Source organism: Zhengella mangrovi (assembly GCF_002727065.1).
Taxonomy (GTDB): Bacteria; Pseudomonadota; Alphaproteobacteria; order Rhizobiales; family Rhizobiaceae; genus Zhengella; species Zhengella mangrovi.
This window is the reverse complement of record NZ_PDVP01000001.1, coordinates 280,444-305,612: the sequence shown is the minus strand read 5'-3', so window position 1 is coordinate 305,612 and position 25,169 is coordinate 280,444. Positions and strand designations below refer to the sequence as shown.

Annotated in this window: 21 protein-coding genes; 7 read left to right on the top strand and 14 right to left on the bottom strand. The window is 67.0% G+C overall.

Translation table 11 applies throughout. The features are described from left to right. Positions 1-26 precede the first annotated feature (26 nt). From CSC94_RS01465 to CSC94_RS01450, 4 genes are all read right to left on the bottom strand, one after another. Positions 27-1,001 (bottom strand): TRAP transporter substrate-binding protein, encoded by a 975-nt coding sequence (locus tag CSC94_RS01465; protein WP_099303006.1) that lies wholly within the window; start codon positions 999-1,001, stop codon positions 27-29. 64 nt (positions 1,002-1,065) lie between these two features. Then, positions 1,066-2,325, bottom strand: coding sequence for an NAD(P)/FAD-dependent oxidoreductase (locus CSC94_RS01460; RefSeq protein ID WP_099303004.1), 1,260 nt, complete (start codon positions 2,323-2,325; stop codon positions 1,066-1,068). Between the two features lie 63 nt (positions 2,326-2,388). Beyond that, on the bottom strand, positions 2,389-3,540 hold the full coding sequence (locus CSC94_RS01455; protein WP_205853206.1) for an enolase C-terminal domain-like protein: 1,152 nt from the start codon (positions 3,538-3,540) through the stop codon (positions 2,389-2,391). Continuing rightward, positions 3,528-5,204, bottom strand: coding sequence for a thiamine pyrophosphate-binding protein (locus CSC94_RS01450; protein ID WP_205853205.1), 1,677 nt, complete (start codon positions 5,202-5,204; stop codon positions 3,528-3,530). The genes CSC94_RS01455 and CSC94_RS01450 overlap by 13 nt, the downstream gene beginning before the upstream one ends. A gap of 128 nt (positions 5,205-5,332) precedes the next feature. On the opposite strand from CSC94_RS01450, the gene CSC94_RS01445 reads away from it, so the two are divergent. The 5 genes from CSC94_RS01445 (at position 5,333) to CSC94_RS01425 (ending at position 11,410) form a co-directional block, all read left to right on the top strand. Next, positions 5,333-6,037, top strand: a complete 705-nt coding sequence (locus CSC94_RS01445; protein ID WP_099303935.1) for a GntR family transcriptional regulator — start codon at positions 5,333-5,335, stop codon at positions 6,035-6,037. Then, entirely contained in the window at positions 6,034-6,765 is a 732-nt protein-coding gene (locus CSC94_RS01440; RefSeq protein WP_099303000.1) for an aspartate/glutamate racemase family protein, read from the top strand. Before CSC94_RS01445 ends, CSC94_RS01440 begins: the two co-directional genes overlap by 4 nt. Before the next feature lie 143 nt (positions 6,766-6,908). Then, the gene (locus CSC94_RS01435) at positions 6,909-7,109 is read left to right on the top strand and encodes a YgaP family membrane protein (protein WP_099302998.1); all 201 of its coding nucleotides are present in this window, start codon (positions 6,909-6,911) and stop codon (positions 7,107-7,109) included. 36 nt (positions 7,110-7,145) lie between these two features. Continuing rightward, positions 7,146-8,108, top strand: a complete 963-nt coding sequence (locus tag CSC94_RS01430; protein WP_099302996.1) for an efflux RND transporter periplasmic adaptor subunit — start codon at positions 7,146-7,148, stop codon at positions 8,106-8,108. Beyond that, entirely contained in the window at positions 8,105-11,410 is a 3,306-nt protein-coding gene (locus CSC94_RS01425; protein WP_099302994.1) for an efflux RND transporter permease subunit, read from the top strand. Before CSC94_RS01430 ends, CSC94_RS01425 begins: the two co-directional genes overlap by 4 nt. A gap of 78 nt (positions 11,411-11,488) precedes the next feature. Here CSC94_RS01425 and ugpC read toward each other — a convergent pair whose 3' ends face one another. The 6 genes from ugpC to gndA all read right to left on the bottom strand — a co-directional run bounded on the left by ugpC (position 11,489) and on the right by gndA (position 18,174). Continuing rightward, a complete protein-coding gene (gene ugpC / locus CSC94_RS01420; protein ID WP_099302992.1) occupies positions 11,489-12,541 on the bottom strand; it encodes a sn-glycerol-3-phosphate ABC transporter ATP-binding protein UgpC in 1,053 nt (350 codons plus the stop codon). Between the two features lie 2 nt (positions 12,542-12,543). Further along, positions 12,544-13,380, bottom strand: coding sequence for a sn-glycerol-3-phosphate ABC transporter permease UgpE (ugpE, locus tag CSC94_RS01415; RefSeq protein ID WP_099303933.1), 837 nt, complete (start codon positions 13,378-13,380; stop codon positions 12,544-12,546). A 34-nt stretch (positions 13,381-13,414) separates the two neighbouring features. Then, the gene (gene ugpA / locus CSC94_RS01410; RefSeq protein WP_099302990.1) at positions 13,415-14,296 is read right to left on the bottom strand and encodes a sn-glycerol-3-phosphate ABC transporter permease UgpA; all 882 of its coding nucleotides are present in this window, start codon (positions 14,294-14,296) and stop codon (positions 13,415-13,417) included. Between the two features lie 69 nt (positions 14,297-14,365). Next, positions 14,366-15,679, bottom strand: coding sequence for a sn-glycerol-3-phosphate ABC transporter substrate-binding protein UgpB (gene ugpB, locus CSC94_RS01405; protein WP_099302988.1), 1,314 nt, complete (start codon positions 15,677-15,679; stop codon positions 14,366-14,368). Between the two features lie 159 nt (positions 15,680-15,838). Beyond that, positions 15,839-16,726 carry a LysR family transcriptional regulator gene (locus CSC94_RS01400; protein WP_099303931.1) on the bottom strand — a complete coding sequence of 296 codons (888 nt, stop codon included), beginning with the start codon at positions 16,724-16,726 and terminating at the stop codon, positions 15,839-15,841. Positions 16,727-16,767: 41 nt separating this feature from the next. Further along, a complete protein-coding gene (gndA, locus tag CSC94_RS01395; protein WP_099302986.1) occupies positions 16,768-18,174 on the bottom strand; it encodes an NADP-dependent phosphogluconate dehydrogenase in 1,407 nt (468 codons plus the stop codon). 194 nt (positions 18,175-18,368) lie between these two features. On the opposite strand from gndA, the gene CSC94_RS01390 reads away from it, so the two are divergent. Both CSC94_RS01390 and CSC94_RS01385 read left to right on the top strand, forming a co-directional pair. Beyond that, positions 18,369-18,893 carry a gluconokinase gene (locus tag CSC94_RS01390; protein ID WP_099302984.1) on the top strand — a complete coding sequence of 175 codons (525 nt, stop codon included), beginning with the start codon at positions 18,369-18,371 and terminating at the stop codon, positions 18,891-18,893. Positions 18,894-18,940: 47 nt separating this feature from the next. Then, positions 18,941-19,936, top strand: coding sequence for a LacI family DNA-binding transcriptional regulator (locus CSC94_RS01385; protein WP_245408222.1), 996 nt, complete (start codon positions 18,941-18,943; stop codon positions 19,934-19,936). A 17-nt stretch (positions 19,937-19,953) separates the two neighbouring features. Here CSC94_RS01385 and CSC94_RS01380 read toward each other — a convergent pair whose 3' ends face one another. The 4 genes from CSC94_RS01380 to CSC94_RS01365 form a co-directional block, all read right to left on the bottom strand. After that, on the bottom strand, positions 19,954-21,222 hold the full coding sequence (locus CSC94_RS01380) for a glycerate kinase type-2 family protein (RefSeq protein ID WP_099303929.1): 1,269 nt from the start codon (positions 21,220-21,222) through the stop codon (positions 19,954-19,956). Between the two features lie 116 nt (positions 21,223-21,338). Beyond that, positions 21,339-21,929 (bottom strand): sarcosine oxidase subunit gamma, encoded by a 591-nt coding sequence (locus tag CSC94_RS01375; protein WP_099302980.1) that lies wholly within the window; start codon positions 21,927-21,929, stop codon positions 21,339-21,341. After that, complete coding sequence (locus CSC94_RS01370; protein ID WP_099302978.1) at positions 21,922-24,879, bottom strand: sarcosine oxidase subunit alpha family protein; 2,958 nt, start codon at positions 24,877-24,879, stop codon at positions 21,922-21,924. The genes CSC94_RS01375 and CSC94_RS01370 overlap by 8 nt, the downstream gene beginning before the upstream one ends. Continuing rightward, positions 24,872-25,159, bottom strand: a complete 288-nt coding sequence (locus CSC94_RS01365) for a sarcosine oxidase subunit delta (protein ID WP_099302976.1) — start codon at positions 25,157-25,159, stop codon at positions 24,872-24,874. Before CSC94_RS01365 ends, CSC94_RS01370 begins: the two co-directional genes overlap by 8 nt. Positions 25,160-25,169 lie beyond the last annotated feature (10 nt).

The following is a 25,169-nucleotide window of genomic DNA, read 5'->3' as shown; positions in this document are numbered from 1 at the left end:
TGCTGGCCGCCGGCCCCTCGGAAGCCTTACTGGTTCTTGTAGGCGTCGACGATGGCCTTGCCGTCGTCACCGGCCTTCTCGAGCCATTCCTTGGTCATGGTCGCACCCACGGCCTTGAGGCCTTCCATCAGCTTGTCGCTGGCACGCTCGACGGTCATGCCGTTTTCCTTCAGGCCATTGAGCGTGAACTGGGTGTAGTCCTTGGACCGGGCGAGGCCTTCTTCCGAGGCCTTGGCGGCACAATCGTTCATGGCCGTCTTGGTGGCGTCGTCGAGGCCGTTCCAGGCGTCCATGTTGACGAAGACGGCGTTGCGCGGCAGCCAGGCGTCGACTTCGTAGAAGTTGGACAGCTGCTCCCAGACCTTGCGGTCATAGCCGGTTGCGCCCGACGAGATGAAGCTCTCCGCCACGCCCGTGGCCAGTGCCTGGCTCAGTTCCGCGGCCTCGACCTGGACCGGCAGCATGCCGGTCAGTTCCGCCATGCGGGCAGTGGCCGTCGAATAGGAGCGGAACTTCACGCCCTTGAGATCCTCGACGGAACTGATCGGCTTGTTGATGTAGAGGCCCTGCGGCGGCCACGGCACCGAGTAGAGGTAGTGCAGGTTGTCGTTGGCGAGCACCTTGCTGACATAGGGCTCGGCGATGGACCAGAGCTTCTCGTGCTCGTCGAAGGACGACACGAGGAAGGGAATGGAATCGACCTCGTAGAGCGGGTTCTCGTTGCCATGGGCCGAGAGCAGGCGCTCGCCGATGTTGGCCTGGCCGGTCTGCACGGCGCGCTTGATCTCGTTGCCCTTGAACAGCGAGCCGGACGGATGCGTGACGATCTCCAGCTTGCCGCCGGTGGCTTCGGTGACGCACTTGGCGAAACCGGCGCCGACCTCGGAGTGGAAATTGGTGGCCGCGTAGGCCATGGGCATGTCCCACTTCTCGGCCTGGGCCGCGGTGGCCGCTGCCGTCGAAATGGCCGTGGCGGCCAGAAGGCTTGCAAGTCTTTTCATGTCAGTCTCCCATTCTTGGTTGGTGGTTGGATGGTTGTTCTTGTTGTTGTTCCCGTGTCGCCCCCTATTCAAACCGCGACGGCGAATAGGGTGCAAGATCAATATTCGGTTTCCGGCCGGCAACGAGCTGGGCCAGGATGCGGCCGGTCTTCGGACCGCCGGTCATGCCGACGTGGTCGTGGCCGAAGCCGAGGAAGGCGCCGCGCACGCCCGGCGTCACGCCGATGACCGGGATGGAATCGGCGAGCGACGGGCGATGGCCCATCCACTCGACCGTCTCCTTCCAGCGAATTCCGGGGATGGCGGCGCGGATATTCTTCTCCAGTAGGGCGAAGGGCGCGCGCGAGGGCGGCGCGTCCAGCCCACCGAACTCGACGATGCCGGCGAGGCGCAGACGGCCGTCCATGGGCGTGGCGACGAACTTGCCCGACGCGACCATGACCGGCGAGCGCGGCATGACGGTCGGCTCCCAGAGTTCGAGGTGATAGCCGCGCTCGCTTTCCAGCGGCGCGCGGATGCCGAGCTTGCCGGCAAGAGGGCCTGACCAGACGCCGGTGGCCAGCACCGCCGCGTCGCAGGCGATCGTCTCGCCGTTGGCGCGAACGCCGGTCACGCGGCCGTTTTCGCGGACGATGTCGCTGACCTCGGCCTTCAGGATGCGCGCACCCTGGCGCCCGGCATGGGCGGCGAGGTCCTTCACGTAGCGGCCCGGATCGGCGATGCGGCCGTGACCGGTCAGGCGGGCGGCGAGGTCCAGCGCGGGGCCGAAGGCGGGGTCATAGTCCTTGAAGGCCCTGCCTTCGAGAATATCCCACCGGAAGCCGAGGTCCTTGCGAACCGACCAGCCGAAGGCATCGCCCTCGTAGTGGGCGCGATCGTTGTAGAGAAAGAGGTAGTCGGACGGGACGATCCATTGTTCCGCGCCGGTGCCCGCGGCCAGCGCCTGGTGATCGGCCAGGCTGTCGCCGATGATCGGAAGCAGAGCGGCGGCGCGGCGCCGGACCGCGTCGGCATTGGCGTGGCCGAGATAGCGGATGAGCCAGGGCAGGAGGCGCGGCAGATAGGACCACTTCAGGAACAGCGGCTGGTCCGGCGACAGCAGCATGCGCGGCGCCTTGGCGAGCAGGCCGGGCACAGTGACCGGGACAACCGAACAGGAGGCGAGCACGCCGCCGTTGCCGTGGCTGGCGCCCTCGCCCGGGTCCTTGCGGTCGATCAGGATGACGTCATGGCCGTCGCGCAGGAGCCAGACGGCGGTCGAGACGCCGACGATGCCCGCGCCGATGACCACGACTGTCCTGCCCGTTTGCGCTGCGGCGTCCATTTCCGACCGTCACTCCCCTGCCTCTGCGGTGATCGTGACACACGATCATAATTTGTCAATAATTTATCGATGTTCTGTCCCGGTTACCGTCCAGCGCCGCAGCCGGTCCATATCCGGGTCGATGCCGAGACCCGGCCCCGGCGGCAGGACGACATGGCCGTTCTCCAGCGGAAACGGCGCCTGCAGCAGGTCCTCGGCCAGGAAGTAGCGGGCCTGGTAGAATTCGCAGCCGAGCGTGATCTGCGGCGTCGCCGCGATCATGTGGGCGCCGGCGAGATGGGCAAGCCCGGTCTCGAACATGTCGCCGCCGTAGGCCGCAAGGCCGGCATCGGCGGCGATGCGGGCGACGGCCTGGGCGCGCCTCAGGCCACCGGTCTTCATGATCTTAACGGAAACGCCGTCACAGATGCCCCCGTCCACGGCGCGTTGCATGTCTTCCGGTCCGAAGACACTCTCGTCGGCGAGCAGCGGCACGTCGAGGCTCACACGCAGGTCGGCCATGGTCCGCCAGTCGCCGGCGGCGACGGGCTGCTCGATGAAATCGGGCGCGAAGCCGGCTACCACCGGCACCTGCGCCAGGGCCTCCTCGCGGGTCAGGCCCTGGTTGTAGTCGACGCGGATGCGCATCGAGGGATGGCGGGCGCGGATATGGTCGAGGCGCATCAGGTCGAAGGCATGGCCGGCAAAGCCGGTCTTCAGCTTGACGATGCCGACGCCATCGGCCGCAAGGCGTTCGAGCAGAACCTTGTCGGCCTCGAAATCGGGATTGGCGATGGAACAGGAGAGCGGGATGGGCGCCGGGTCGGCGCATCCGAGCATGTCGCAGACGCGGCGGCCCGAGAGCTTGCCGGCCAGGTCGTGCAGGGCGCTGTCGAGCGCGGCCTTGGCCTCGGTGCAATGGACGACGGCGCGGCTGGCCTCGGCGTGGATCGCTTCCATGTCCGTCACGCGCCGGCCGAGGACATGCGGGCGCATGTAGCGGGCGAGCGCAGCAAAGCTCGCCTCGGGCGAGCCGGTGAAGACGACCCAGGGCGAGGCCTCGCCGAAGCCTTGCGTGCCGTCCTCGGCGGTCAGGCGCAGGATGACGACCTCGACGCTGCCACCGACCGAGCCGATGCCGTGGTCGCGGCGGCTCGTGACCGGCAGGGCGCAGTGCCACACGTCGAAACCGGTGATCGCCTGGTCGAGATTTCCGGCCATGGTCAGGCCACCCATTCCGACACCGGCGCGGCGGCATCCTGAAGCGGCTGGGCAATCACGTCCACCAGCGTCGGTCCGTCATGGGCCAGCGCCTGCTTCAGCATGCCCTCGAGGTCTTCCGGGTTCTCGACCCGCCAGGATTTCACGCCGAAGGCACTTGCGACGGCGGCGTGGTCGGTGCGCGAGAAATCGACGTTGTGATAGCGTCCGCCGAAGCCGGATTTCTGCCCGGCCTTGATCCAGCCGAAAACGGCGTTGGAGAAGACGATCGACGTGATCGGCATGCGGTAACGGCAGATGGTTTCGAACTCGCCGCAGCAGAAGCCGAAGGAACCATCGCCCATGACCGCCACCGTCTTCGCCGACGGCCGGCCGACATGGGCGCCCATGGCCGCCGCAAGGGCATAGCCGAGGGCGCCGTGCGCCCGGTTGGTGATGAAATGGCGCCCGGCCTTCGGCCAGCGGTAGTGGGCGGAGAAATAGGGGCATGGCGTGCCCGGATCAGCGACAATGGTGGCGTCGTCGTCAAGCAGGCGCTGCAGCGTGGCAATGACGCGTTCGGGGCGGACGGGCGTCCCGGCGCTTTCGGCCAGCGGCTGGAACGCCGCGAGCTTGGCTTTCCAGGCACCGGCGGCCCTGGCCGTCCCATCCTGGCCGTTGCGGGCGGTCCGCGCCTCCACTGCCCGCACGAGCGCCACCAGCGCCAGGCGCGCATCGGCGGCGATGGCGACATCCGGCTGGTAATTGGCGCCGATGACCTCCGGGTCGCTGTCGATGTGGATGATGGCGACGCCCGGTTTCGGCGAGCGCCAGCGCTCGGTCGTCACCGACCCGGCGCGGCAACCGATGAAGAGGACGAGATCGGCCTCGTCGATGACGGCGCGCGTGGCCGGAACACCGCCATTGGAGCCGACCACGCCGACAGCATGGGGGTCCGTCTCGGCGATGACCCCCTGTCCGGAAACCGAGGTGGCGACCGGCAGGTCGAGCAGGTCCGCCAGGCGCTGGATGGCATCGAAGGCGCCGGCGATCACCGGCCCGCCACCGCAGACCGCCACGGCCTTGCGCGCACCGCAGAGGCGGTCCGCCGCCTCCTCGATGGCAGCCGGTTCCGGGGCGGCCGGCAAGGCGGGGAAACGGGCATGATGCGGGTCGGCCCAGATCTCGGCCGGATCGACCGCGCCCTTCTGGGTGTCGAAGGGAAGCGCCAGATGGGCCGCTCCGGGGCGTCCTGTCGTCATGGCCCGGAAGGCCGCGCGCACGAGCGCCGGAAGACGGGCGGAATCGTCCAGCGACGCGTTCCACTTGGTCAGCGGGCGGAACAGCGCCACCTGGTCCAGTTCGGTCAGCGGATAGCGTCCGCGCGAGGCGGTGGAGACATCGGTAGTGATGGCCAGCACGGGAACCGAACTCTCGTTGGCCTCGACAACACCGGGCAGGATGTAGGTCGCACCGCCGCCGGACGGGCCTTCGCAGACGCCGGGCATGCCGGTGACGCGGGCATAGGCATCGGCCATGTAGGCCGCGTGGCGTTCGTCCCGGGTGAGGATATGGGTCATGCCGTGATCGAGCGTCGCCATGGCATCGTAGAACGGCAGGGAGGTGTCGCCGCACAGGCCGAAGACATGACGGACGCCATGGGCCTGCAACATGCGCACCATGGCCTCGGCGCCTGTCATTGCATTCGATCCGTGGTGCATCTGGCGATCCTTCCTCTTCCTGCGCACATAACTGTATACAGGACTGTATCTTGCGAAGCCGGACGGCTTGTGTCAAGAAGGCGTTCAGGATGGAGGTCAGGCGGACCATGAGCGAAGGCCGGGTGGAGGCGCTATACCAGCGGCTCAAGGAAATGGCGGTCAATTTCGGCATCCGGCCCGGTGAGCGGATCAACGAGGTGCAGCTCGCCCGGGATCTCGACGCCAGCCGCACGCCGCTGCGCGAAGCGCTGAACCGGCTGGTCGCCGAACAGCTCATCGACTTCCAGCCCGGGAAGGGTTTCTTCTGCCGTGAACTCGACCCGCAGCGGGTCTTCGAACTCTACGAGATGCGCGAAGTGCTGGAATCCGCCGCCGTGCGGCTGGCTTGCCAGCGCGGCAGCGACGAGGACATCGCAGCGCTGAAGGACGCGCTCTTTGCCAACGGCCTGGCCTATGTCGGCAAGACCATCGGCGAGGTGGTGGAATTCGACGAGGCGTTCCACATGGGCATCGCGCAGCTCGCCGGCAATGCCGAGATCGCCCGGCAACTCGCCTCGGTCAACGAGCGCATCCGCTTCATCCGCTGGATCGACATGAGCAGCCGCGTGCTCAACACCAAGGGCGAGCACAAGCAGATCATGCATGCGCTTGAGGCGCGCGATGCCGATGCCGCCGAAGCGCTGATCCGCCGCCACATCGTCAAGCGCATGGACCAGATCGTCGCGGCGGTGAAGGAAGGCTATTCGAGCATCTATGTCAGCGGGCCGGAAGAGATCTTCGAGCGCCGCGTCGAAGCCGGAGGTCCATCATGACACGGGTCACAGGCGGCAAGTCGATCTACGGCGCCTCTGTCGGCATCCTGATGCTGGACGCGCGCTTCCCGCGCATTCCCGGCGACATGGGCAATGCGCTGACCTGGCCGTTTCCCGTGCACTACCGGGTGGTGCGCGACGCGACGCCGGACCTTGTCGTGCGGCGTGGCGCCACGGGCACGCTCGACGCTTTCATCCGGGCGGCGCGCGACCTGGTGGCCGATGGCGCCGACGGCATTACCACGAACTGCGGCTTTCTCTCGCTGTTCCAGGACGAACTGGCCGAGGCAACCGGCGTCCCCGTGGCGACGTCCTCGCTGATGCAGGTGGAGATGGTCAACCGCCTCCTGCCGGCGGGCAAGCGTGCCGGCATCCTGACGATTTCAGCCTCGACGCTGACGCCGCTGCACCTGGAAAAGGCGCGGGTACCGGCCGATACGCCCCTCGGGACGACGGAAGGCGGGCGCGAGTTCACCCGCGCGATCCTGAACAACGAGATGACCCTGGACGTCGATGCGGCCCGCGCCGACAACGTGGAAGCCGCCCTCGCGCTGGCCGCGCGCCACGACGACCTCGGCGCCATCGTGCTGGAATGCACCAACATGGTGCCCTATGCGGCCGATATCCGGGCCGCGACCGGGCTGCCGGTCTTCTCCGTCTACAACCTGGTCAGCTGGTTCCAGGCCAGCCTCACCCCGCCACGGTTCCCGACGCCACAGGCCGTCTGAACCGGCACGCGTCGGCCCACTCCCGCCCGGATTTCTTCAGCCTTTGCGAAAACGCATCGCTTTCATGCGGATGACGCATTGCAATACCGGTTTTATCTCTATATATGAACACATGTAGATATTAATCCATCCAGGAGATCCCCATGTCCCTCGACCGCAGCGTCCTCGCCTTTGCCGGCGTCATGATCCTTCTCTCCGTCGTCCTGACGGCTTATGTTTCGCCCCTGTTCATCTGGTTCACGGTGTTCATCGGCGTCAACATGCTGCAATCCGCCTTTACGGGCTTCTGCCCGGCCGCCATGATCTTCAAGAAGCTCGGCATCAAGCCCGGCTGCGCCTTCTGAAGGCCAGGCCACTTCAACGACACAAGGAAAGACCCCATGCGTGCACTCCTCCTGATTCCGGGGCTGCTGGCCACGACAACGGTCATGGCGGCCGAGTACAAGGCCGAGCCGGTTCCGGTTCCCGAACTGAAAGCCGTCTACGGGCGGGTCGAGGCACGCGACACGGTTCCGGCGCGTGCGCGCATCGGTGGCGTGGTGGTCGAACTGCTGGTCACCGAGGGCGACCTCGTCAAGGCCGGCCAGAAGATCGCCACGGTCCGTGACGACAAGCTGGACTTCCAGATCGCGGCGCAGGACGCGCAATTGCGCGCCCTCGCCTCGCAGCTCGACACGGCGGAATCGGAACTGAAGCGCGCCGAGGCGCTGGTCGCCAAGGGCGTGATCACAAAACAGCGGCTGGACCAGCTGCAGACCGCGGCCGACGTGGCGCGCAACCAGATTGCCGCCACCGAGGCGCAGCGCAAGGTGCTGGAACAGCAGGGCGCAGAAGGCGAAGTGCTCGCCCCGGCCGATGGCCGCGTCCTGACCGTTCCGGTGACCAAGGGTGCCGTCATCATGGCCGGCGAACCGGCTGCGACCATCGGCGGCGGCGGCTTCTTCCTGCGTCTCGCCATTCCCGAGCGCCACGCGCGCTCGCTGAAGTCCGGCGCGCAGATCCAGATCGTCACGCCGTCGGGCAAGAAGTCCGGCACGCTGGTCAAGATCTACCCGCAGATCACCAACGGCCGCGTAGTGGCCGACGTGGAAGTGGAAGACCTGTCGACGGAATTCGTCGACGCCCGCATCCTGGTGCAGGTGCCGGTCGGCACCCGCGAGGCGCTGATCGTGCCGCAGGAGGCACTGATCATCCGGTCCGGGCTGGAATTCGTCCCCGTCATGGAAGACGGGAAAACGGTGGAGCGCACGGTCGTCACCGGCGAGACCATCGACCAGGACGGCAAACCCTATGTCGAGATCCTGACCGGCCTGGAGGCCGGTGACACGGTGGTGACCCCATGAGCACCCACAAGACTCCGCTCGGCATTGCCGGCGGCCTGACGAAGACCTTCATCGTCTCGCCGCTGACGCCGCTGTTCCTCATTGCCGCCTTCGCCTTCGGCCTCATCGCGCTGGTCACCCTGCCGCGCGAGGAGGAGCCGCAGATCTCCGTGCCGATGGTCGACATCATGGTCGCTGCGCACGGGCTGAAGGCGCCGGACGCGGTCAAGCTGATCTCCGAACCGCTGGAAACCATCGTCAAGGGCATCGACGGGGTCGAGCACGTCTATTCGCAGACCGCCGACGACAAGGTGATGGTCACCGCGCGCTTCCTTACGGGCACGTCCTCGGACGCCGCCATCCTGCGCGTGCACGACAAGGTGCGCGCCAACCTGGACCGCATCCCGGTCGGTATCCCCGAGCCGATGATCGTCGGCCGCGGCATCGACGACGTGGCGATCGTGTCGCTGACGCTGTCGCCGAAGCCGGAAGCTGCGGGGCGCATCAACGCCAACGACCTGACCCGCGTGGCGCGTGAACTGCGCACGGAAGTGGCCAAGATCGACAATGTCGGCCTGACCTACCTGGTCGGCGAGACCGGCGAGCAGATCCGCATCGCGCCGGATCCGAAGCGGCTGGCCCTCTACGGCGTGACGCTGCAGCAGCTTGCCGGCAAGGTGCAGGGCGCCAACACGTCCTTCCCGGTCGGCAACGTGCGCAACAAGGGCGAGCAGATCACGGTCGTCGCCGGCGAGACGCTGCGGTCTCCCAACGAGATCGGCAACCTGCTGCTGACGACGCGCGACGACCGTCCGGTCTACGTGCGCGACGTCGCCGACGTCTCCTTCGCCACCGACACCGCGGACATGATGGTCTCGACCGTTTCCAAGGGTGAGGACGGCGTGACGCGGGTGCCGTCGATCACGCTGGCCGTCGCCAAGCGGGCCGGCTCGAATGCCGTTACCGTCGCCGAAGCGATCCTGCACCGGGTGGAGAGCCTGGAAGGCATGCTCATCCCGGAAGACATGACGGTGCAGGTGACCCGCGACTACGGCGAGACGGCCAACGAGAAGGCCAACGAGCTGCTCTACCACCTGGGCCTTGCCACGGTGTCGATCATCCTGCTCGTCTGGCTGGCGATCGGCCGACGTGAAGCGGCGGTCGTGGCCATCGTCATCCCGGTGACGATCCTGCTGACGCTGTTTGCCTCGCGGCTGATGGGATACACGCTCAACCGCGTGTCGCTGTTCGCGCTGATCTTCTCCATCGGCATCCTGGTGGACGATGCCATCGTCGTCATCGAGAACATCGCCCGCCACTGGGGGATGAAGGACGGGCGCGACCGCAAGCAGGCCGCCATCGAGGCAGTGGCGGAGGTCGGCAACCCGACCATCATCGCCACGCTGACCGTCGTGGCGGCGCTGCTGCCGATGCTCTTCGTCTCGGGCATGATGGGTCCCTACATGTCGCCGATCCCGGCGAACGCCTCGGCGGCGATGATCTTCTCGTTCTTCGTCGCGGTGATGGTGACACCCTGGCTGATGCTGAAGTTCGCCGGCAAGGCACCAGTGCACGGGCATGGCGACGGCCATGGCAGCCATGGCGGAGCGCTTGGCGCGATGTATTCTGCCGTGGCCCGGCCGATCCTGGCGAACAAGGCGACGAGCTGGCTGTTCCTGTTGCTCGTCGGCGCCCTGACGATCGGCTCGCTGATGCTGTTCTACACCAAGGACGTGACGGTGAAGCTGCTGCCCTTCGACAACAAGTCGGAGCTGTCGGTTGTCATCGACCTGCCGGAAGGCACGGCGGTCGAGAAGACCGACGCGGTGGCCCAGGCCGTGGCGCGCACCGTGCTGGACCTGCCGGAGGTCAAGTCCGTGCAGACCCATTCCGGCACCGCCGAGCCGTTCAACTTCAACGGCCTGGTGCGTCACTATTACCTGAGGGCCGAGCCGCAGATGGGCGACGTCGCGATCAACCTGACCAACAAGGGCGAACGCGAGCGGTCGAGCCACGAGATCGCGCTCGACATCCGTGCGCGGATCGCGAAGATCGCCGTTCCGGAAGGTTCCAGCCTGAAGGTGGTCGAGCCGCCGCCGGGGCCGCCGGTCATGGCGACGCTGCTGGCCGAGATCTACGGCCCGGATGCGCCGACGCGGCGCGCGGTGGCGGCCAAGGTGGAGGACGCGTTCAAGTCGGTGCCCTACATCGTCGACGTGGACAATTCCTATGGCCAGCAGGCCCGCCGCCTGCGCACGGCGATCTCGACCGACGATCTCGACTTCTTCAAGGTCCAGGACAGCGACGTGCTGCAGACGCTCTCGATCCTCAACTCGGGAACCACGGTCGGCTATTCGCACAAGGGCGAAGGCCGCCAGCCGATCCCGATCCGGGTCGAGCGGCCGAAGGGCGACCGGGTGATGGACGAGACCTTCCTGACCACGCCGATTCCGGCCAACGTGCTGCCGGGCTCGCGCGGCGTCGTGGAACTGGGCGACGTCATCAAGGTCGAGGAGGAAAAGACCTCCTTCCCGATCTTCCGTCACAATGGCCGTTTCGCGGAAATGGTGACGGCCGAGATGGCCGGGGATTACGAAGCCCCGCTCTATGGCATGCTCGCCGTGCAGCAGGCCATCGACGCGCAGGACTGGACCGGCCTGGAAAAGCCCGTCATCTCGCTGCATGGCCAGCCGGAAGACGAGAGCAAGCCGGTGCTGCTGTGGGATGGCGAGTGGGAAGTGACCTGGGTGACCTTCCGTGACATGGGCGCGGCCTTCATCGTGGCCATGCTCGGCATCTACATCCTGGTCGTCGGCCAGTTCGGCTCGTTCAAGGTGCCGCTGGTGATCCTGACGCCGATCCCGCTGACCTTCATCGGCATTCTCGGCGGCCACTGGCTGTTCGGCGCGCCGTTCTCGGCCACATCGATGATCGGCTTCATCGCGCTCGCCGGCATCATCGTGCGCAACTCGATCCTGCTGGTGGACTTCATCCGCCACGCGCCGCGCCTGGTGCCGGTAACTGGCGACGAGGACGTTCCGGTGACGGAGATGGCCATCGTCGCCGCCGAAGAGGACGAGCACGACGTGCCGGCCGGGACACCGATGCGCGAGCGCGGCCTGACGGAGATCCTGATCGAGGCCGGCGCGATCCGCTTCAAGCCGATCCTGCTGACCGCGCTGGCGGCGATGATCGGCGCGGCGGTTATCCTGACCGACCCGATCTTCCAGGGCCTGGCGATCTCGCTGCTGTTCGGCCTCGCGTCGTCGACGCTGCTGACGGTGCTGGTCATCCCGGCGATCTACCGGGTGCTGCGCACCTGACGGGCCTTCACAGGGCAAGACGATAAAGCCGCGGTTCCTTCCGGAGCCGCGGCTTTTTTCCTTTTCCGCCCGGATGCGTCAGCCGATCCGGCGGCCGGTTTCCGGATCGAACAGGTGGATGGCCGCCGGCGCGACGGCCAGGCGCAATACGGTTCCGGCCTCCATCCGGTGAACGCCGGGCAGGCTGGCCGTAAAGGCGACTTCCGTGCCGTAGAGCGTGCCATGCAGAAGCGTGGTGGCGCCCAGCGGCTCGGCGATATCGACCGCCATCTCCAGCGCGCCATCGGCGTCGGCATGGGTGTCTTCCGGCCTGATGCCAATGGCGGCCGGTCCCTCGTGGGCGGTGCAGCAGGCGATCCTGGCACCGCCGGGCAGGACGGCCTGCCCGCCTTCCAGCGTGCCGGACACGACGTTCATGGCCGGGCTGCCGATGAACTGCGCGGCAAACAGCGTCGCCGGCTTTTCATAGACCTCCAGCGGCGTGCCGATCTGTTCGGCACGGCCTTCATTCATGACGATCATGCGGTCGGCCATGGTCATGGCCTCGACCTGGTCGTGGGTCACGTAGAGGGCCGTCACGCCGAGCTTGGCCTGCAGTTGGCGGATCTCCAGGCGCATCTGCACGCGAAGCTTGGCATCGAGGTTCGACAGCGGTTCGTCGAACAGGAAGACGGAGGGTTCGCGCACGATGGCGCGGCCCATGGCCACGCGCTGGCGCTGGCCGCCGGACAATTGCTTCGGCTTGCGGTCCAGATAGGGCTCGAGCTGCAGAAGGCGTGCGGCCTCGCCCACCTTGCGGTCGATTTCGGATTTCGCCAAGCCGGCGATCTTCAGGCTGTAGGCCATGTTCTGGCGCACGCTCATGTGGGGGTAGAGCGCGTAGTTCTGGAACACCATGGCAATGTCGCGGTCCATGGGTTCCTTCTCGTTGACCCGTGCACCGTCGATCTCGACCACGCCCTCGCTCACCGTCTCCAGGCCGGCCACCATGCGCAGCAGCGTGGACTTGCCGCAGCCGGACGGGCCGACGATGACGATGAATTCGCCGTCGGCAATATCGGCGCTGACGCCATGGATGACCTCGGTGGATCCGAAGCGCTTCTTCACGTTTTTCAGGCTGACGGTCGCCATCGTCACTTCTCGCTTTCGACAAGGCCGCGAATGAACAGTTTCTGCATCGACACCACGACGATGACCGGCGGGATCATCGCGAGGATCGACGTCGCCATGATGACCGGCCAGTCGGCAATGTCGTCGCCCGAAGGGAACATCTGCCGGATGCCCATGACGATGGTGTTCATCGAGGGATCGGTGGTGATGAGCAGCGGCCAGAGATACTGGTTCCAGCCGTAGATGAAGAGGATGACGAAGAGCGCGGCGATGTTGGTGCGGCTCATCGGCACGACGATGTCGACGAAGAAGCGCATCGGGCGCGCGCCATCGACACGCGCCGCCTCGGCCAGTTCGTCGGGAATGGTGAGGAAGAACTGGCGGAACAGGAACGTGGCCGTCGCCGAGGCGATCAGCGGGAAGATGAGGCCGGAATAGGAATTGAGCATGCCAAACCCGGCGATCACCTCGTAGGTCGGCACGATGCGCACCTCCACCGGCAACATCAGCGTGATGAAGATCATCCAGAAAAAGGCCCCCCGGAAGGGGAAGCGGAAATAGACGATGGCAAAGGCCGACAGCAGCGAGATGATGATCTTGCCGATGGCGATGCCGACCGCCATGACCAGCGAATTGAGCATCATCGTCGCCACCGGCACGTTCACGCCCGCCAGCAGCGCGCGGCTGTAGTTCTCGAAGAAGTGGCTGCCGGGGAGCACAGGCATGGGCGGCGACACGATGTCGGGCTGGGTCACCGTGGAGGCGACGAAGGCCAGCCAGATCGGGAAGAAGATCACCAGCACGCCGAGGATCATCATGGCATGGGTGAGCCAGAGTGAGCGTCCGCGCTTCTCCACCATGCCGCCGGCATCGTTCATCGGTTGGTCGGCCATGTCAGTAGTGCACCCTGCGCTCGATGAAACGGAACTGGATGACGGTCAGGGCGCCGACGACGACCAGCAGGACGACCGACTGGGCCGCCGAGGAGCCGAGGTCCTGGCCGACGAAGCCATCGGCGTAGACCTTGTAGACAAGAATGGTGGTGGCCTGCTGCGGGCCGCCGGACGTGATGGTGTGAATGACGCCGAAGGTTTCGAAAAACGCGTAGACGATGTTGACCACGAGCAGGAAGAAGGTGGTCGGCGACAGCATCGGCAGGACGATGGTGAAGAAGCGGCGCCAGAAGCGCGCGCCGTCAATGGCCGCCGCCTCGATGAGCGAACGCGGTACCGCCTGCAGCGCGGCGTAGAAGAACAGGAAATTGTAGCTGATGCGGCCCCATGCCGAGGCCACGACCACGAGGCCCATGGCCTCGTTCGGGTCGAGCACGTGGTTCCAGGTGTAACCCAGCTGGCCGAGGTACCAGGACACGACACCGACCCGGGTATTGAACATGAACATCCACAGCACGCCGGCGACCGCCGGGGCGACGGCATAGGGCCAGATGAGCAGCGTGCGGTAGGTTCCCGCGCCCTTGACGAGCCGGTCCGCCAGAACGGCCAGGAACAGGGCAGGCACCATGGAAACCACGGTCACCAGCGTTGAAAAGACGGCGGTGGTGACAAAGGACGAGCGGTAATAGGGATCGGAAAACAGGTATTCGAAATTCCCAAGGCCGACGAATTGCGACGACAGGCCGAAGGGGTCGGGAATGAACATCGACTGCCAGACGGCCTGGCCCGCGGGATAGAAGAAGAAGACCGCGGAAATGAAGGCCTGCGGAAAGACCAGAGCCAGCGGCAGGAGCCAGCCCTTGAAGGTTACCCGTTTTTCCATGCCTACCCCTCGCCTTGCCAAGAAGACGCACCGGCGGCCCGAGGCCGCCGGTGCACTTGCAGTGCAAGCTTACTTGTTGGCCTGCTCGAAGCGGCGCAGCAGCTGGTTGCCGCGCTCGACGGCCGTGTTCAGCGCATCCTCGGCCGACTTGTTGCCGGACCAGACGCCTTCCAGTTCCTCGTCGATGATGCCGCGGATCTGGTCGAAGGAACCCAGGCGCAGGCCCTTGGAATTGGCCGTCGGCTCCTTGGCGGTCATCTGGATGACCGCAACATCGGTGCCCGGATTTTCCTTGTAGAACCCGTCGGCGCGGGTCTTCTCGCCGGCCGCCTTGGTGATCGGCAGGTAGCCGGTATCCTGGTGCCACTTGGCCTGGACGTCGGTCGAGGACAGGTAGTTCAGGAATTCAGCGACACCCTTGTAGTCTTCCGCCTTGTGGCCCGACAGGACCCAGAGCGAGGCACCACCGATGATGGTGTTCTGAGGCGCGCCTTCGACGCCTTCCCAGTAGGGCAGCGGACGGACGGCGAAGTCGAACTTGGCCTCCGACTTGATGCCGGCATAACCGGCCGAGCTCTCCGTGAAGAGGGCACATTCGCCGGCGCGGAAATTGGCGCCGCCCTCGTTGCGGCGGCCGGCATAGATGAACTTGCCGTCCTTCGCCCATTCACCCATGGTCTGGATGTGCTTGACCTGGACCGGGCCGTTGAAGGCGAGTTCGGTGTCGAGACCGCCGAAACCGTTGTCCTTCGTGGCAAACGGCACGTTGTGATAGGCGGACAGGTTTTCCAGGTGGATCCAGCTCTGCCAGGCGGTGGTCATCGGGCACTTGGACCCGGACGCCTTGAGCTTGTCGAGCACGTCGCCGACCTTCTGCCACGTCGACAGATCGACCTCGGGGTCGATGCCGGCGGCCTTCAGCGCATCCTTGTTGACCCAGAGAACCGGGGTGGAGGAATTGAATGGCAGCGACAGCATCTTGCCGTCGGCGCTGGTGTAATAGCCTTTCACCGAACCGATGTAGGCATCGGGATCGAAGGGAACACCGGCTTCGTCCATCACTTCGTAGACCGGCTTGACGGCACCCTTGGCGGCCATCATCGTCGCGGTCCCGACCTCGAAGACCATCAGGATATGCGGCTGTTCGCCGGCACGGAAAGCGGCGATGCCGGCATTGAGCGTCTCGGAATAATTGCCCTTGTGCGTGGCAACCACCTTGTACTCATCCTGGCTCTTGTTGAAATCTTCCACCTGCGCGGCAACCAGATCGCCGAGGCGTCCGGTGAAAGCGTGCCAGAACTGGATTTCGGTCTCGGCCATGGCCGTGGCCGGCGACAACAACATGGTGGCGGCCGCCAGCGCGCCCAGTACAACTCTTTTCATGAAACGTCTCCCTTTGTGTGAGCAAGTCTCCACGCGAAGCGCGGTCGCTCCTCCCATGCGCGAGAAATGCTACAGGGATATGATAACATCAGGGAATGTCGATCCAACCCGCAATCTTGCGCCGGCAAACCGGCGTGTGACGCGCTGGCGAATGCGGGATCAGGCGTCCCGTTGGCGCAGGCCGACATGGCGCAGGAATGCCGCAATGGCCGGCGGGCGCAATTCCTGCCGCGGCGCGACGACGCCGACGATCTGCACGCCGTCGGGGCCGATCAGCGGAATCGAGCGGATCGCATCGCGGGACGGGACCATGGCGATGAGCCGTTCGGGCAGGATGCCCGACCAGGGGCCGGCCGCGATGTGGGAGATCATCGCGATGACGGAATCGGTCTCCAGCACCGCGCGAGCTTCCACGCCCGCCATTTCGAGGTAGCGGTTGACGATGCGGCGGTTCTGCATGTCCGGGGTCAGCAGGCACAGCGGCATGGCGCCGGCTTCCGCCCAGGTGACGCTGTCCCGCCCGGGAAAGAGGTCGGGGTCGGCCGTGACGAAGCAATAGCGCTCCTCGTAGAGCGGGATCGCGGTGACATCGCCAAGCGGTTCGTTCTCCAGGTAGGTGATGCCGATGTCGGCCTCGAGGTGCGCGATCATGTGCAGGATCTCGGCCGAGGTCCGCGACAGGACGGAGAAGCCGACCGCCGGATGCTGGCGGCTGAAGCCCGTCGTCCATTCCGGCAGGGCCGCCAGCGCCGTGGGGATGACCGCCAGGCGGATGCGGCCCGAAATGCCGTTGCGGGCGGCCTTCATCTCCTCGGTCATGGCGCGGCAATCGCCGACGATCCGGCGGGCCCAGTCGAGCACCCGCTCGCCCTCCGGGGTCAGGCCCTCGTAGCGGGCGCCGCGATTGACCAGGGGAACCCCGAGCTGTCCCTCGAGCTGCTTGATGGCGGAGGAGAGCGTCGGCTGCGAAATGTTGCAGGCCGCGGCAGCGCGTCCAAAATGCCGCTCCCGGGCAAGGATCATGAACAGCTCAAGCTTGTCGATCACGCTGGCCTCCCGCAAGCCGGAGCAACATCATCATCGTGCTGTCAGTCCGCCCAGGGTCCGTGCTGCTCGCCGTCCTCGCCGAACAACTGGAAGCCATGGCGGCCGAAATAGTCGCGCTGGCCCTGGATGAGATTGGCGGTGGAGCGGCGCTGGCGCAACTGGTCAAACCAGCCGAGCCCGGCGTAAAGGCTGGGCACGGGGTGGCCGTTGGCGATGGCAGCGCCGACGATGGCGCGCAGGTCGGCGACGGTTTCCGACAGCAAGCCGGCAAAGCGGTCGGCGAAGACAAGGTTCTCGGGATCGCTCTCGAGCGCCGCCGCCATGTCGTCGAGCATGGCGGAGCGGATGATGCAGCCTGCGCGCCAGACCCGCGCGATCTCCGCCATGGGCAGGGCCCAGCCGTAGTCGGCTGCCGCCCGGCGCAGCATGGCGAAGCCCTGCGCGTAGCACAGGATCTTGCCGGCGATCAGCGCACGCTCGAGGCGGGCCGGATCTGCATCGCCGCCGATGGCCCGGGCCGCGCGGCCGAAGCGGGCTTCGCCGGCCTCGCGCAGGGCCATGCGGGCCGACATGTTGCGCGCGGCCACCGCGGCCTCGATCACCGGGACGGGCGTGCCGAGATGCTGGGCCTCGATGACGGTCCAGCGGCCGGTTCCCTTCTGGCCGGCCTGGTCGACGATCCGGTCGAGAAGCGGCTCGCCGGTGCGCGGATCGGCGGTGCGCGCGACCGCCGCCGTGATCTCGACGAGGTAGGATTTCAACTGACCCTCGTTCCACTGCGCGAAGAGTTCGCCGATGCGGCCGGCGTCCCAGCCGTGCCCGTCGCGCAGGAGACCGTAGATCTCGGCAATCATCTGCATGTCGGCGTATTCGATGCCGTTGTGAACCATCTTCACGAAATGGCCGGCGCCGCCCTCGCCCATCCAGGCCGCGCAGGGCGTGCCATCGGTGTGGCGGGCGGCAATGGCGGTGAAGATCCCGCGGGTCTCCTCCCAGATCGAGGGATCGCCCCCGGCCATCATCGACGGTCCGTGGCGCGCGCCTTCCTCGCCGCCGGAGACGCCGACGCCGAAGAACCGCCAGGGCTTTTGCTCCGCCTCGGCCGCCCGGCGGTTGGTGTCGGCGAAATTGGCATTGCCGCAATCGATGACGATGTCGCCGGGCTCCAGGTGCGGCTCCAGCGCCGCGATCTGGTCGTCGACCGGCTGGCCGGCGGGCACCATGAGGATGATCTTGCGCGGACGGGCCAGCGACCGGACGAAGGCGCCGAGGTCCGTGGACGGGAAGATCCGTTCGCCCAGCGGGCCGGCCGCTGCCACGAATTCGGTTGTCCGCGCGGCCGTCCGGTTGAAGACCGCGATCCGGTAGCCGTGATCGGCGATGTTCAGGGCGAGCGCGGCGCCCATGGTTCCGAGGCCGACCAGGCCGATGTCTGCAGTCTGTGTCATGAGGGGGTTCCGTGTCTTCCGGTTGGCGGCCGGCTGCCGCGCCTGCGATGATGATCCCTTATCACCGTCGCGGGAAAAACGGAAACCGTTGCGGCAGGGGCGGCCGCCCTTCCCGGCGCGGCGGCATTGACCATGTTATCGATAACATATAGTGGCGTGCGTAGGGCTGCGACGACTGGAAGGCGGATCACACCATGAAGAAAAAGATCGTGATCATGGGTGTAGCAGGCTGCGGCAAGACCACGGTCGGCGAGAAACTGGCGGAAGCGACGGGTTTCCGGTTCATCGACGGCGACGCCCTGCACCCGGCGGCCAACATCGACAAGATGACGCGCGGGATTCCGCTGGACGACGCGGATCGCTGGCCCTGGCTCGACCAAGTCGGCGGCGCGCTGGCGGCCAGCGAGGGATCGCTCATCATCGGCTGTTCCGCGCTGAAGCGGGCCTATCGCGACCGGATCCGTTCCCGCGCCGGCAAGGACACGACCTTCGTCCACCTGTCCGGGTCCCGCGCCCTGATCGGCGAAAGGATGCGCAGCCGGGAAGGCCATTTCATGCCCGAATCGCTGCTCGACAGCCAGTTCGCCGCGCTCGAGGTACCAGGGGCCGACGAGGACGCCGTCACCGTGGATATCGGCTCGCCGTTGCCCGAGACCGTGGCCATGCTTGCCCGGCGGTTCCTCGGCAATCCCGCCGTGCCGAAGCGGGGGGCCGGCTGAGCGCCCGGGAGCAGCACGTCATGCGCGGTGAAAGGAAATCGCCGACGATGGCCGATGTCGCCCGCGAGGCGGGCGTCTCGTCGATGACGGTCTCGCGGGCCTATCGCCCGGGCTCGCCGATCAATGCCGAAACGCGCGAGGCCATCATCGCCGCCGCCGAGCGGCTGGGCTACGTCTTCGACAGCACGGCGGCCGGCCTTTCGTCCCGGCGCACCGGTTTCGTTGCCGTCACCATTCCCTCGATCAACAACGCCAATTTCGCCGATACCGTGCGCGGCCTCACCGACGGGCTCGGCGACAGCCGGCTGCAGGTGTTGCTCGGCTACACCAACTACGACCTGGAGCAGGAGGAGCGGCTGGTGCGGCAATTGCTGACCCGGCGCCCGGAAGCGATCGTCCTGACCGGCGGACGCCATACGGATGCATGCCGGCGGCTGCTTGTTCATGCCGGCATCCCGGTGCTCGAAACCTGGGACGCGCCGGCGGATCCGGTCGGGTCCGTGGCCGGCTTTTCCAACGCGGAAGCCGGCGCCATGCTGGTGCGCCACCTGGTGGAAACCGGGCGGCGGCGCATCGGGTTCCTCGGCGGCGACGCCACCCGCGACACGCGGGGTCTCGACCGCCGCCGTGGCTACCTCGCCGCGATGGCTGCCCAGGGGCTGGGGGCGCACCGGCTCGTGGAAGCGGGACCGCCGCCGGTTTCCATGCGCGAAGGCGCGGAAGCGATGGCGGCCCTGGTCAGACGATGGCCGGACACGGACGCGGTGATCTGCGTTTCCGACCTGGCGGCCTTCGGCGCGGTGACGGAATGCCAGCGGCTCGGAATCGCCGTTCCGGAGCAGATCGCCATCTGCGGATTCGGTGCCTACGAACTCGCCGAGGTCTCGATCCCGGCCATTACCACGGTCGATCCGCATTGTTACGACCTCGGACGGATCGCGGCGAGCCACATCCTCGGCCTCCTGTCCGACCCCTCAGCCGCGCCATCGATCACCACGCTGCAGCCGACACTGATGATCCGGGCCTCGACGTCCGTCGCCTGAAGCCGGAGCACGCCCGCTCAGCGGATGAGGATCGCGCGGAAGTCATTGACATTGGTGCCCGTCGGTCCGGGAACGAACAGGTCGTCCAGGGCATCGAACACCGACCAGGCATCGTTGTCGTCGAGGCGCTCCTGCGGATCGAGGCCGAGGTCGCGCAGGCGGGCCATCGATCCGCCATCGCAGAAGGCACCGGCATTGTCTTCCGATCCGTCGATGCCATCGGTATCGGCGGCCAACGCGGTAATGCCGCTGACACCTTCGATCGCCATGGCGAAAGCGAGCAGGAATTCGCTGTTGCGTCCGCCCTTCCCCTTGCCACGCAGGGTCACCGTGGTTTCCCCACCCGACAGGATGACAACAGGCTTGTCGAACGGGCGGTCGCGCAGGGCAACCTCGCGGGAAAGGGCGGCGTGGAAGCCGCCGGCCTCGCGCGCTTCGCCCTCGATGGCATCGGACAGGATGACCGCCTCGAAGCCCTGCTCGTTGGCGCGCGCCGCGGCTGCTTCCAGCGAGACGGCGGCCGACGCGATGACACGAACCTCGTTGCCCCGGAATACCGGATCGCCCGGGGCCGGACAGGCCGAGGCCTCGCTGGCAATGAAATCCTTGACGCGCGGCGGCAGCGCCAGGCCATAGCGCTCGATCACCTTGAGAGCGGCCGTGCGGTCGCTTTCATCCGGAACCGTGGGTCCCGAAGCGACCTGCGCGGGGTCGTCCCCCGGGATATCGGAGACAACGAGCGAAACGACCCGGGCCGGTGCAGCGGCAGCCGCGAGCCGTCCGCCCTTGATGCGCGAAAAATGCTTGCGCACGGTGTTCATGGCGGTGATCGGGGCGCCGCACTCCAGCAGCGCCCTGTTGAGCGCGATCTCGTCGTCCAACGTGAAGCCCTCCGGCGGCGCCGGCAGGAGCGCCGATCCACCGCCGCAGACCAGCGCGATGACGAGATCATCGGGTCCCAGCCCGCTCACCTCGTCCATCAGGCGGCGCGCGGCATCGAGACCGGCGGCGTCGGGAACCGGATGACTGGCTTCCAGCACATCGATCTTGCGGCACGGCGCGGCATAGCCATAGCGGGTGACCACCGCGCCGGACAGCTCGCCCGGCCAGGCATCTTCCAGCGCGGCGGCAAGCTGGGCCGCCCCCTTGCCCGCGCCAACGACCACCGTGCGGCCCTTCGGCATGGCGGGCAGGTTTGCAGGGACGATCCGCGAAGGATCGGCAGCGGCCACGGCCGCATCGAACAGGGTTGTCAGGAAGGCTTTGGCGTTGTCCACGGCTTGAATCCGGTGTCCGTTGGCGATGGGTCCGCACCGCTCCCGGTGCGGCCCTGCCTGCACGGTAAGCGCCCGCTCCCGCTTCGTCCATGGCGGACGTACGCGAAACCGGGCCGGGCGGGTGCCTATGTGCCCATGCTTTCCAGGGCGGCGCTGGCACGCAGCGCATCCGCCAGGGCATGATGGACGGACCGGGCATAGGACCGGGGCGCCAGAATGTGCGCGCAGCGTCCCGGCTCGATGCACAGCAGGAAAACACCGACGTGATGGATCGGCGTCCGGCTGGCATGCCCGGCCTCCATGGCCCGCGTATCCAGCGGCGTCAGCCTTTCAAGGACGGTGTCGAGATCATGGCCCTCCATCGCCATGCAGGTCCAGCCATCGTCCTGGGGCACGACGGATGCCTTTCCGTCCGTGCTGTCGCGCAACATGGCCGCGAGGCCTGGCCACTCGGAAGCCCTGGCGATGGCCAGCCATTGCCCCGGACCTGTCCAAAGGATGCGCAGTGACGCGTCGCCGATGCAGCGCCCGGGTTCCGGCATCGGCGCGCCGGCCAGCACGGCGAGACGGTCCGCCACGGCCGCGTCTTCGGCGCTTCGCGCAGCGACCGAGACCATGGCAAGGCCGGCGACCTCCGACAACACCCGGCCGGCGACCGCGAGGGGACTCGTTTGGCCTGCGAGTGCAGACCGCGGCGCAAGGCGGTGGTCAACCATGGAGACGCGTTCCTTCCGGATCGATGAAGACAGGATGGACCACCGTTGCGCGCAGCGTCTGGCCTTGCAGCGGATTGGCGATCTCGATGGTTTCGCCCAGCCGGCTGTCGCCACGCGCCAGAAAGGCGAGCGCGATGGACCTGCCGAGATGCGGCGAATAGGCAGCCGAGGTGATCCAGCCCTCGTCATGACCGGGATCATGCGGCCGGCCCGGCGCGAACAGGTGGCTGCCCGCGGGAAGCGCGGTTTCGCCGTCCATGGCCTCCAGGCCGACGAGGCGGAGGCCGTCCGCTTCCGATAGGCCTTCGCGGCGCGACAGCACCGCACCGATGGAATCCTTCTTCGTGGAAACGAGCCTTGCCATGCTGAGGTGAGCCGGCGATGTCTGCCCGTTCAACTCGTTGCCCGCCGGATGACCCTTCTCGATGCGGAGCACACCCAGGGCTTCCGTACCATAGGGCGTGACGCCATGGGGGGCGCCGGCCTGCATCAGCACGCGGATGAGCGAATCGCCATAGCATGCCGGCACCGCGATCTCGTAGGCACGTTCGCCGGAAAAGGAGATACGGAACAGGCGCGCGGTCACGCCGCCGCAGACGGTCAGTTCCGCGCAGGCCATGTAGGGGAAGGCGTCATCGCCAAGGTCGAAGGGCGGATCGACGATCCCGGCCAGCAATGCCCGGGCGTGCGGACCGGCAACGGCATACTGGGCCCAGGCCTCGGTCGTGGAGACGAGTTGCACATCGAGGTCCGACCGCAGGCACTGGCGAACGAATTCCATGTGCCGGTAAACCAGGGCGGCATTGGCGGTGGTCGTGGTGACGACGAAATGATCGTCCGCCAGCCGCGCCGCGGTCCCGTCGTCCATGACCATGCCGTCCTCGCGCAGCATCAGGCCATAACGGACGCGGCTGACGGGAAGCTTCGAGAACCCGTTGCAGTAGATCATGTTCAGGAACGCGGCGGCATCAGAACCCTGGACGTCGACCTTGCCGAGCGTCGTGACATCGCAGACACCCACGGCCTGCCGCACGGCACGCACTTCCCGGTCGACCGTCTGGCGCCAGTGGGTTTCGCCCGGGCGCGGAAAATACTGTGCGCGCAGCCATAGCCCGGCCTCGACGAAGACCGCCCCCTGTTCCGCCGCCCAGTCGTGGCTCGGCGTCAGGCGGGCAGGGCGGAAATCCTTTCCTCTGGACCGGCCGGCAAAAGCCGCAATGGGGACGGGCGTCCAGGGCGGGCGGAACATGGTGGTGCCGGTTTCGCCCATGCCGCGCCCGGTCAAGTCAGCCAGGGCCGCGATGGCGCCGGTATTGGCGAGCTTGCCCTGGTCGGTCGCCATGCCAAGCGTGGTATAACGCTTGACGTGCTCGACGGAGCGGAAGCCCTCCTGCACGGCCAGACCCACATCCTTGACCGTCACGTCATTCTGGAAATCCAGCCAGGTCCGGCCCTTGCCGGAAGCAACATGCCAGAAGGCCTGGATACGGACCGGCGCATCCTCTGCCAGCGGCAGGGCAGCGGCCGGCGCCTCGAACCCGAGTTCGGCCAGCGCATGCGACGCAGCATCCGCACCGGACTGCAAGGCGGCATGGGTGGAGAAGCTGCCATTCGCCGCACCGGCGACAGCCATGCCCGGCGGAAGATCCGCTCCAGGGACGAAAGCGGCCAGCGACGCGTCCCAGGACGGGCGGCCACGCTGGTGGCAGGTCAGCGCGACGGCGGGGTTCCAGCCGCCCGAAACGCCGAGCGCGCCGCAGGGAACCGTCACCCGACTGCCATCGGCGCGGCGCACGTCCACCGACGTCAGCGCCTTGCGGCCACGGGTGTTTTCCACGATGGCGCCACGGTGCAATTCGTAGTTTCCCTGCGCGTGCGCATCGGGCCGCGCGTCGATGACCGCAGCGACCGACACGCCCCTGGCAAGAAGGTCGCTGGCGGTGCGATGGCCATCGTCGTTGTTGGTGAAGACGGCCACGGTGCGGTCCGCCGCGACGGCCCAGCGATTGGCATAGGCGCGCATGGCACCGGCCAGCATGATCCCCGGACGGTCGTTGTTGGCGAAGGCGATGGGGCGCTCGGTGGCGCCGGCACAAAGCACCGCACGGCGGGACCGGATGCGCCACAGGACCTGGCGCGGCAGGTGCGCCGGGGCAACGGCCAGGTGATCGGCGACCCGTTCCAGCGCTCCGTAGACGCCATGATCGTAGGCGCCGAAAACACTGGTACGGGGCATCAGGCGAACGTTGTGCGCGGCGTGCAACTCGTCCAGCGCGCGCCGCAGCCAGACGGCGGCCGGTTCGCCATCCAGCGTGACCGTTTCGGCATTGAGCCGGCCGCCAAGCACGAAGTCCTCGTCGGCCAGGATGACGCGCGCGCCGGAGCGGGCCGCGGTCATGGCGGCCGCGAGCCCTGCCGGACCGCCGCCGACGACCAGCAGATCGCAATGCAGGAAGCCCGTGTCGTAGCGGTCCGGGTCCGGTTCGCCGGACAGGGCGCCGAGGCCGGCGGCGCTGCGGATCGCCGGTTCGTAGAACTTCTCCCAGAAACGCTTCGGCCACATGAAGGTCTTGTAGTAGAAACCGGCGGTCAGAAAACGCGACAGGACATCGTTGACGGCCATCACATCGAAGGCGAGCGACGGCCAGCGGTTCTGGCTGACGGCGACCAGGCCGTCGTGCAGTTCGACCGTGGTGGCGCGTGCGTTCGGATCGTGCCGGGCGCCGCGGTGCAGTCCGACGAGGGCATTCGGCTCTTCGGATCCTGCCGTCAGGATGCCGCGCGGGCGATGGTACTTGAAGCTGCGGCCGACGAGCTTGACGTTGGCGGCGAGCAGCGCGGATGCCAGCGTGTCTCCCCTGTAGCCGGCAAAGGTCTTTCCGTCGAACGAGAAGGTCAGCGGCGATGCGCGATCGATCCGGCCACCGTCCAGGCGATTGGGTTCAGCCATTTGCACGCCTCTTGCGGGCCACGTCGCCGGCGAGTTCCGCCTTCAGGATGGCGTGGGTCACCGTATCGCGGGTGACGACCAGCCAGGACCGGTCGCCATGCTCGTGGAACCAGAGTTCGCGGTGGATGCCGGCCGGATTGTCGCGCAGGTATAGGTAATCGTGGAACAGCCGGTCGGCGTCCGCCGCCAGGCCATCGGGCCGGTCGAGCAGCGCTGCATCGCCGAGATAGACGAATTCCCGGGCATCGCGTGGGCCGAGCAGCGGGTGGGGAATGATCATCGCGGCCTCC

Bases quoted from the DNA above. Each gene is read 5' to 3' on its own strand.
- CSC94_RS01465 (WP_099303006.1), bottom strand. From the start codon at position 1,001: ATGAAAAGACTTGCAAGCCTTCTGGCCGCCACGGCCATTTCGACGGCA.
- CSC94_RS01460 (WP_099303004.1), bottom strand. From the start codon at position 2,325: ATGGACGCCGCAGCGCAAACGGGCAGGACAGTCGTGGTCATCGGCGCG.
- CSC94_RS01455 (WP_205853206.1), bottom strand. From the start codon at position 3,540: ATGGGTGGCCTGACCATGGCCGGAAATCTCGACCAGGCGATCACCGGT.
- CSC94_RS01450 (WP_205853205.1), bottom strand. From the start codon at position 5,204: ATGACAGGCGCCGAGGCCATGGTGCGCATGTTGCAGGCCCATGGCGTC.
- CSC94_RS01445 (WP_099303935.1), top strand. From the start codon at position 5,333: ATGAGCGAAGGCCGGGTGGAGGCGCTATACCAGCGGCTCAAGGAAATG.
- CSC94_RS01440 (WP_099303000.1), top strand. From the start codon at position 6,034: ATGACACGGGTCACAGGCGGCAAGTCGATCTACGGCGCCTCTGTCGGC.
- CSC94_RS01435 (WP_099302998.1), top strand. From the start codon at position 6,909: ATGTCCCTCGACCGCAGCGTCCTCGCCTTTGCCGGCGTCATGATCCTT.
- CSC94_RS01430 (WP_099302996.1), top strand. From the start codon at position 7,146: ATGCGTGCACTCCTCCTGATTCCGGGGCTGCTGGCCACGACAACGGTC.
- CSC94_RS01425 (WP_099302994.1), top strand. From the start codon at position 8,105: ATGAGCACCCACAAGACTCCGCTCGGCATTGCCGGCGGCCTGACGAAG.
- ugpC (WP_099302992.1), bottom strand. From the start codon at position 12,541: ATGGCGACCGTCAGCCTGAAAAACGTGAAGAAGCGCTTCGGATCCACC.
- ugpE (WP_099303933.1), bottom strand. From the start codon at position 13,380: ATGGTGGAGAAGCGCGGACGCTCACTCTGGCTCACCCATGCCATGATG.
- ugpA (WP_099302990.1), bottom strand. From the start codon at position 14,296: ATGGAAAAACGGGTAACCTTCAAGGGCTGGCTCCTGCCGCTGGCTCTG.
- ugpB (WP_099302988.1), bottom strand. From the start codon at position 15,679: ATGAAAAGAGTTGTACTGGGCGCGCTGGCGGCCGCCACCATGTTGTTG.
- gndA (WP_099302986.1), bottom strand. From the start codon at position 18,174: ATGACACAGACTGCAGACATCGGCCTGGTCGGCCTCGGAACCATGGGC.
- CSC94_RS01390 (WP_099302984.1), top strand. From the start codon at position 18,369: ATGAAGAAAAAGATCGTGATCATGGGTGTAGCAGGCTGCGGCAAGACC.
- CSC94_RS01385 (WP_245408222.1), top strand. From the start codon at position 18,941: ATGGCCGATGTCGCCCGCGAGGCGGGCGTCTCGTCGATGACGGTCTCG.
- CSC94_RS01375 (WP_099302980.1), bottom strand. From the start codon at position 21,929: ATGGTTGACCACCGCCTTGCGCCGCGGTCTGCACTCGCAGGCCAAACG.
- CSC94_RS01370 (WP_099302978.1), bottom strand. From the start codon at position 24,879: ATGGCTGAACCCAATCGCCTGGACGGTGGCCGGATCGATCGCGCATCG.
- CSC94_RS01365 (WP_099302976.1), bottom strand. From the start codon at position 25,159: ATGATCATTCCCCACCCGCTGCTCGGCCCACGCGATGCCCGGGAATTC.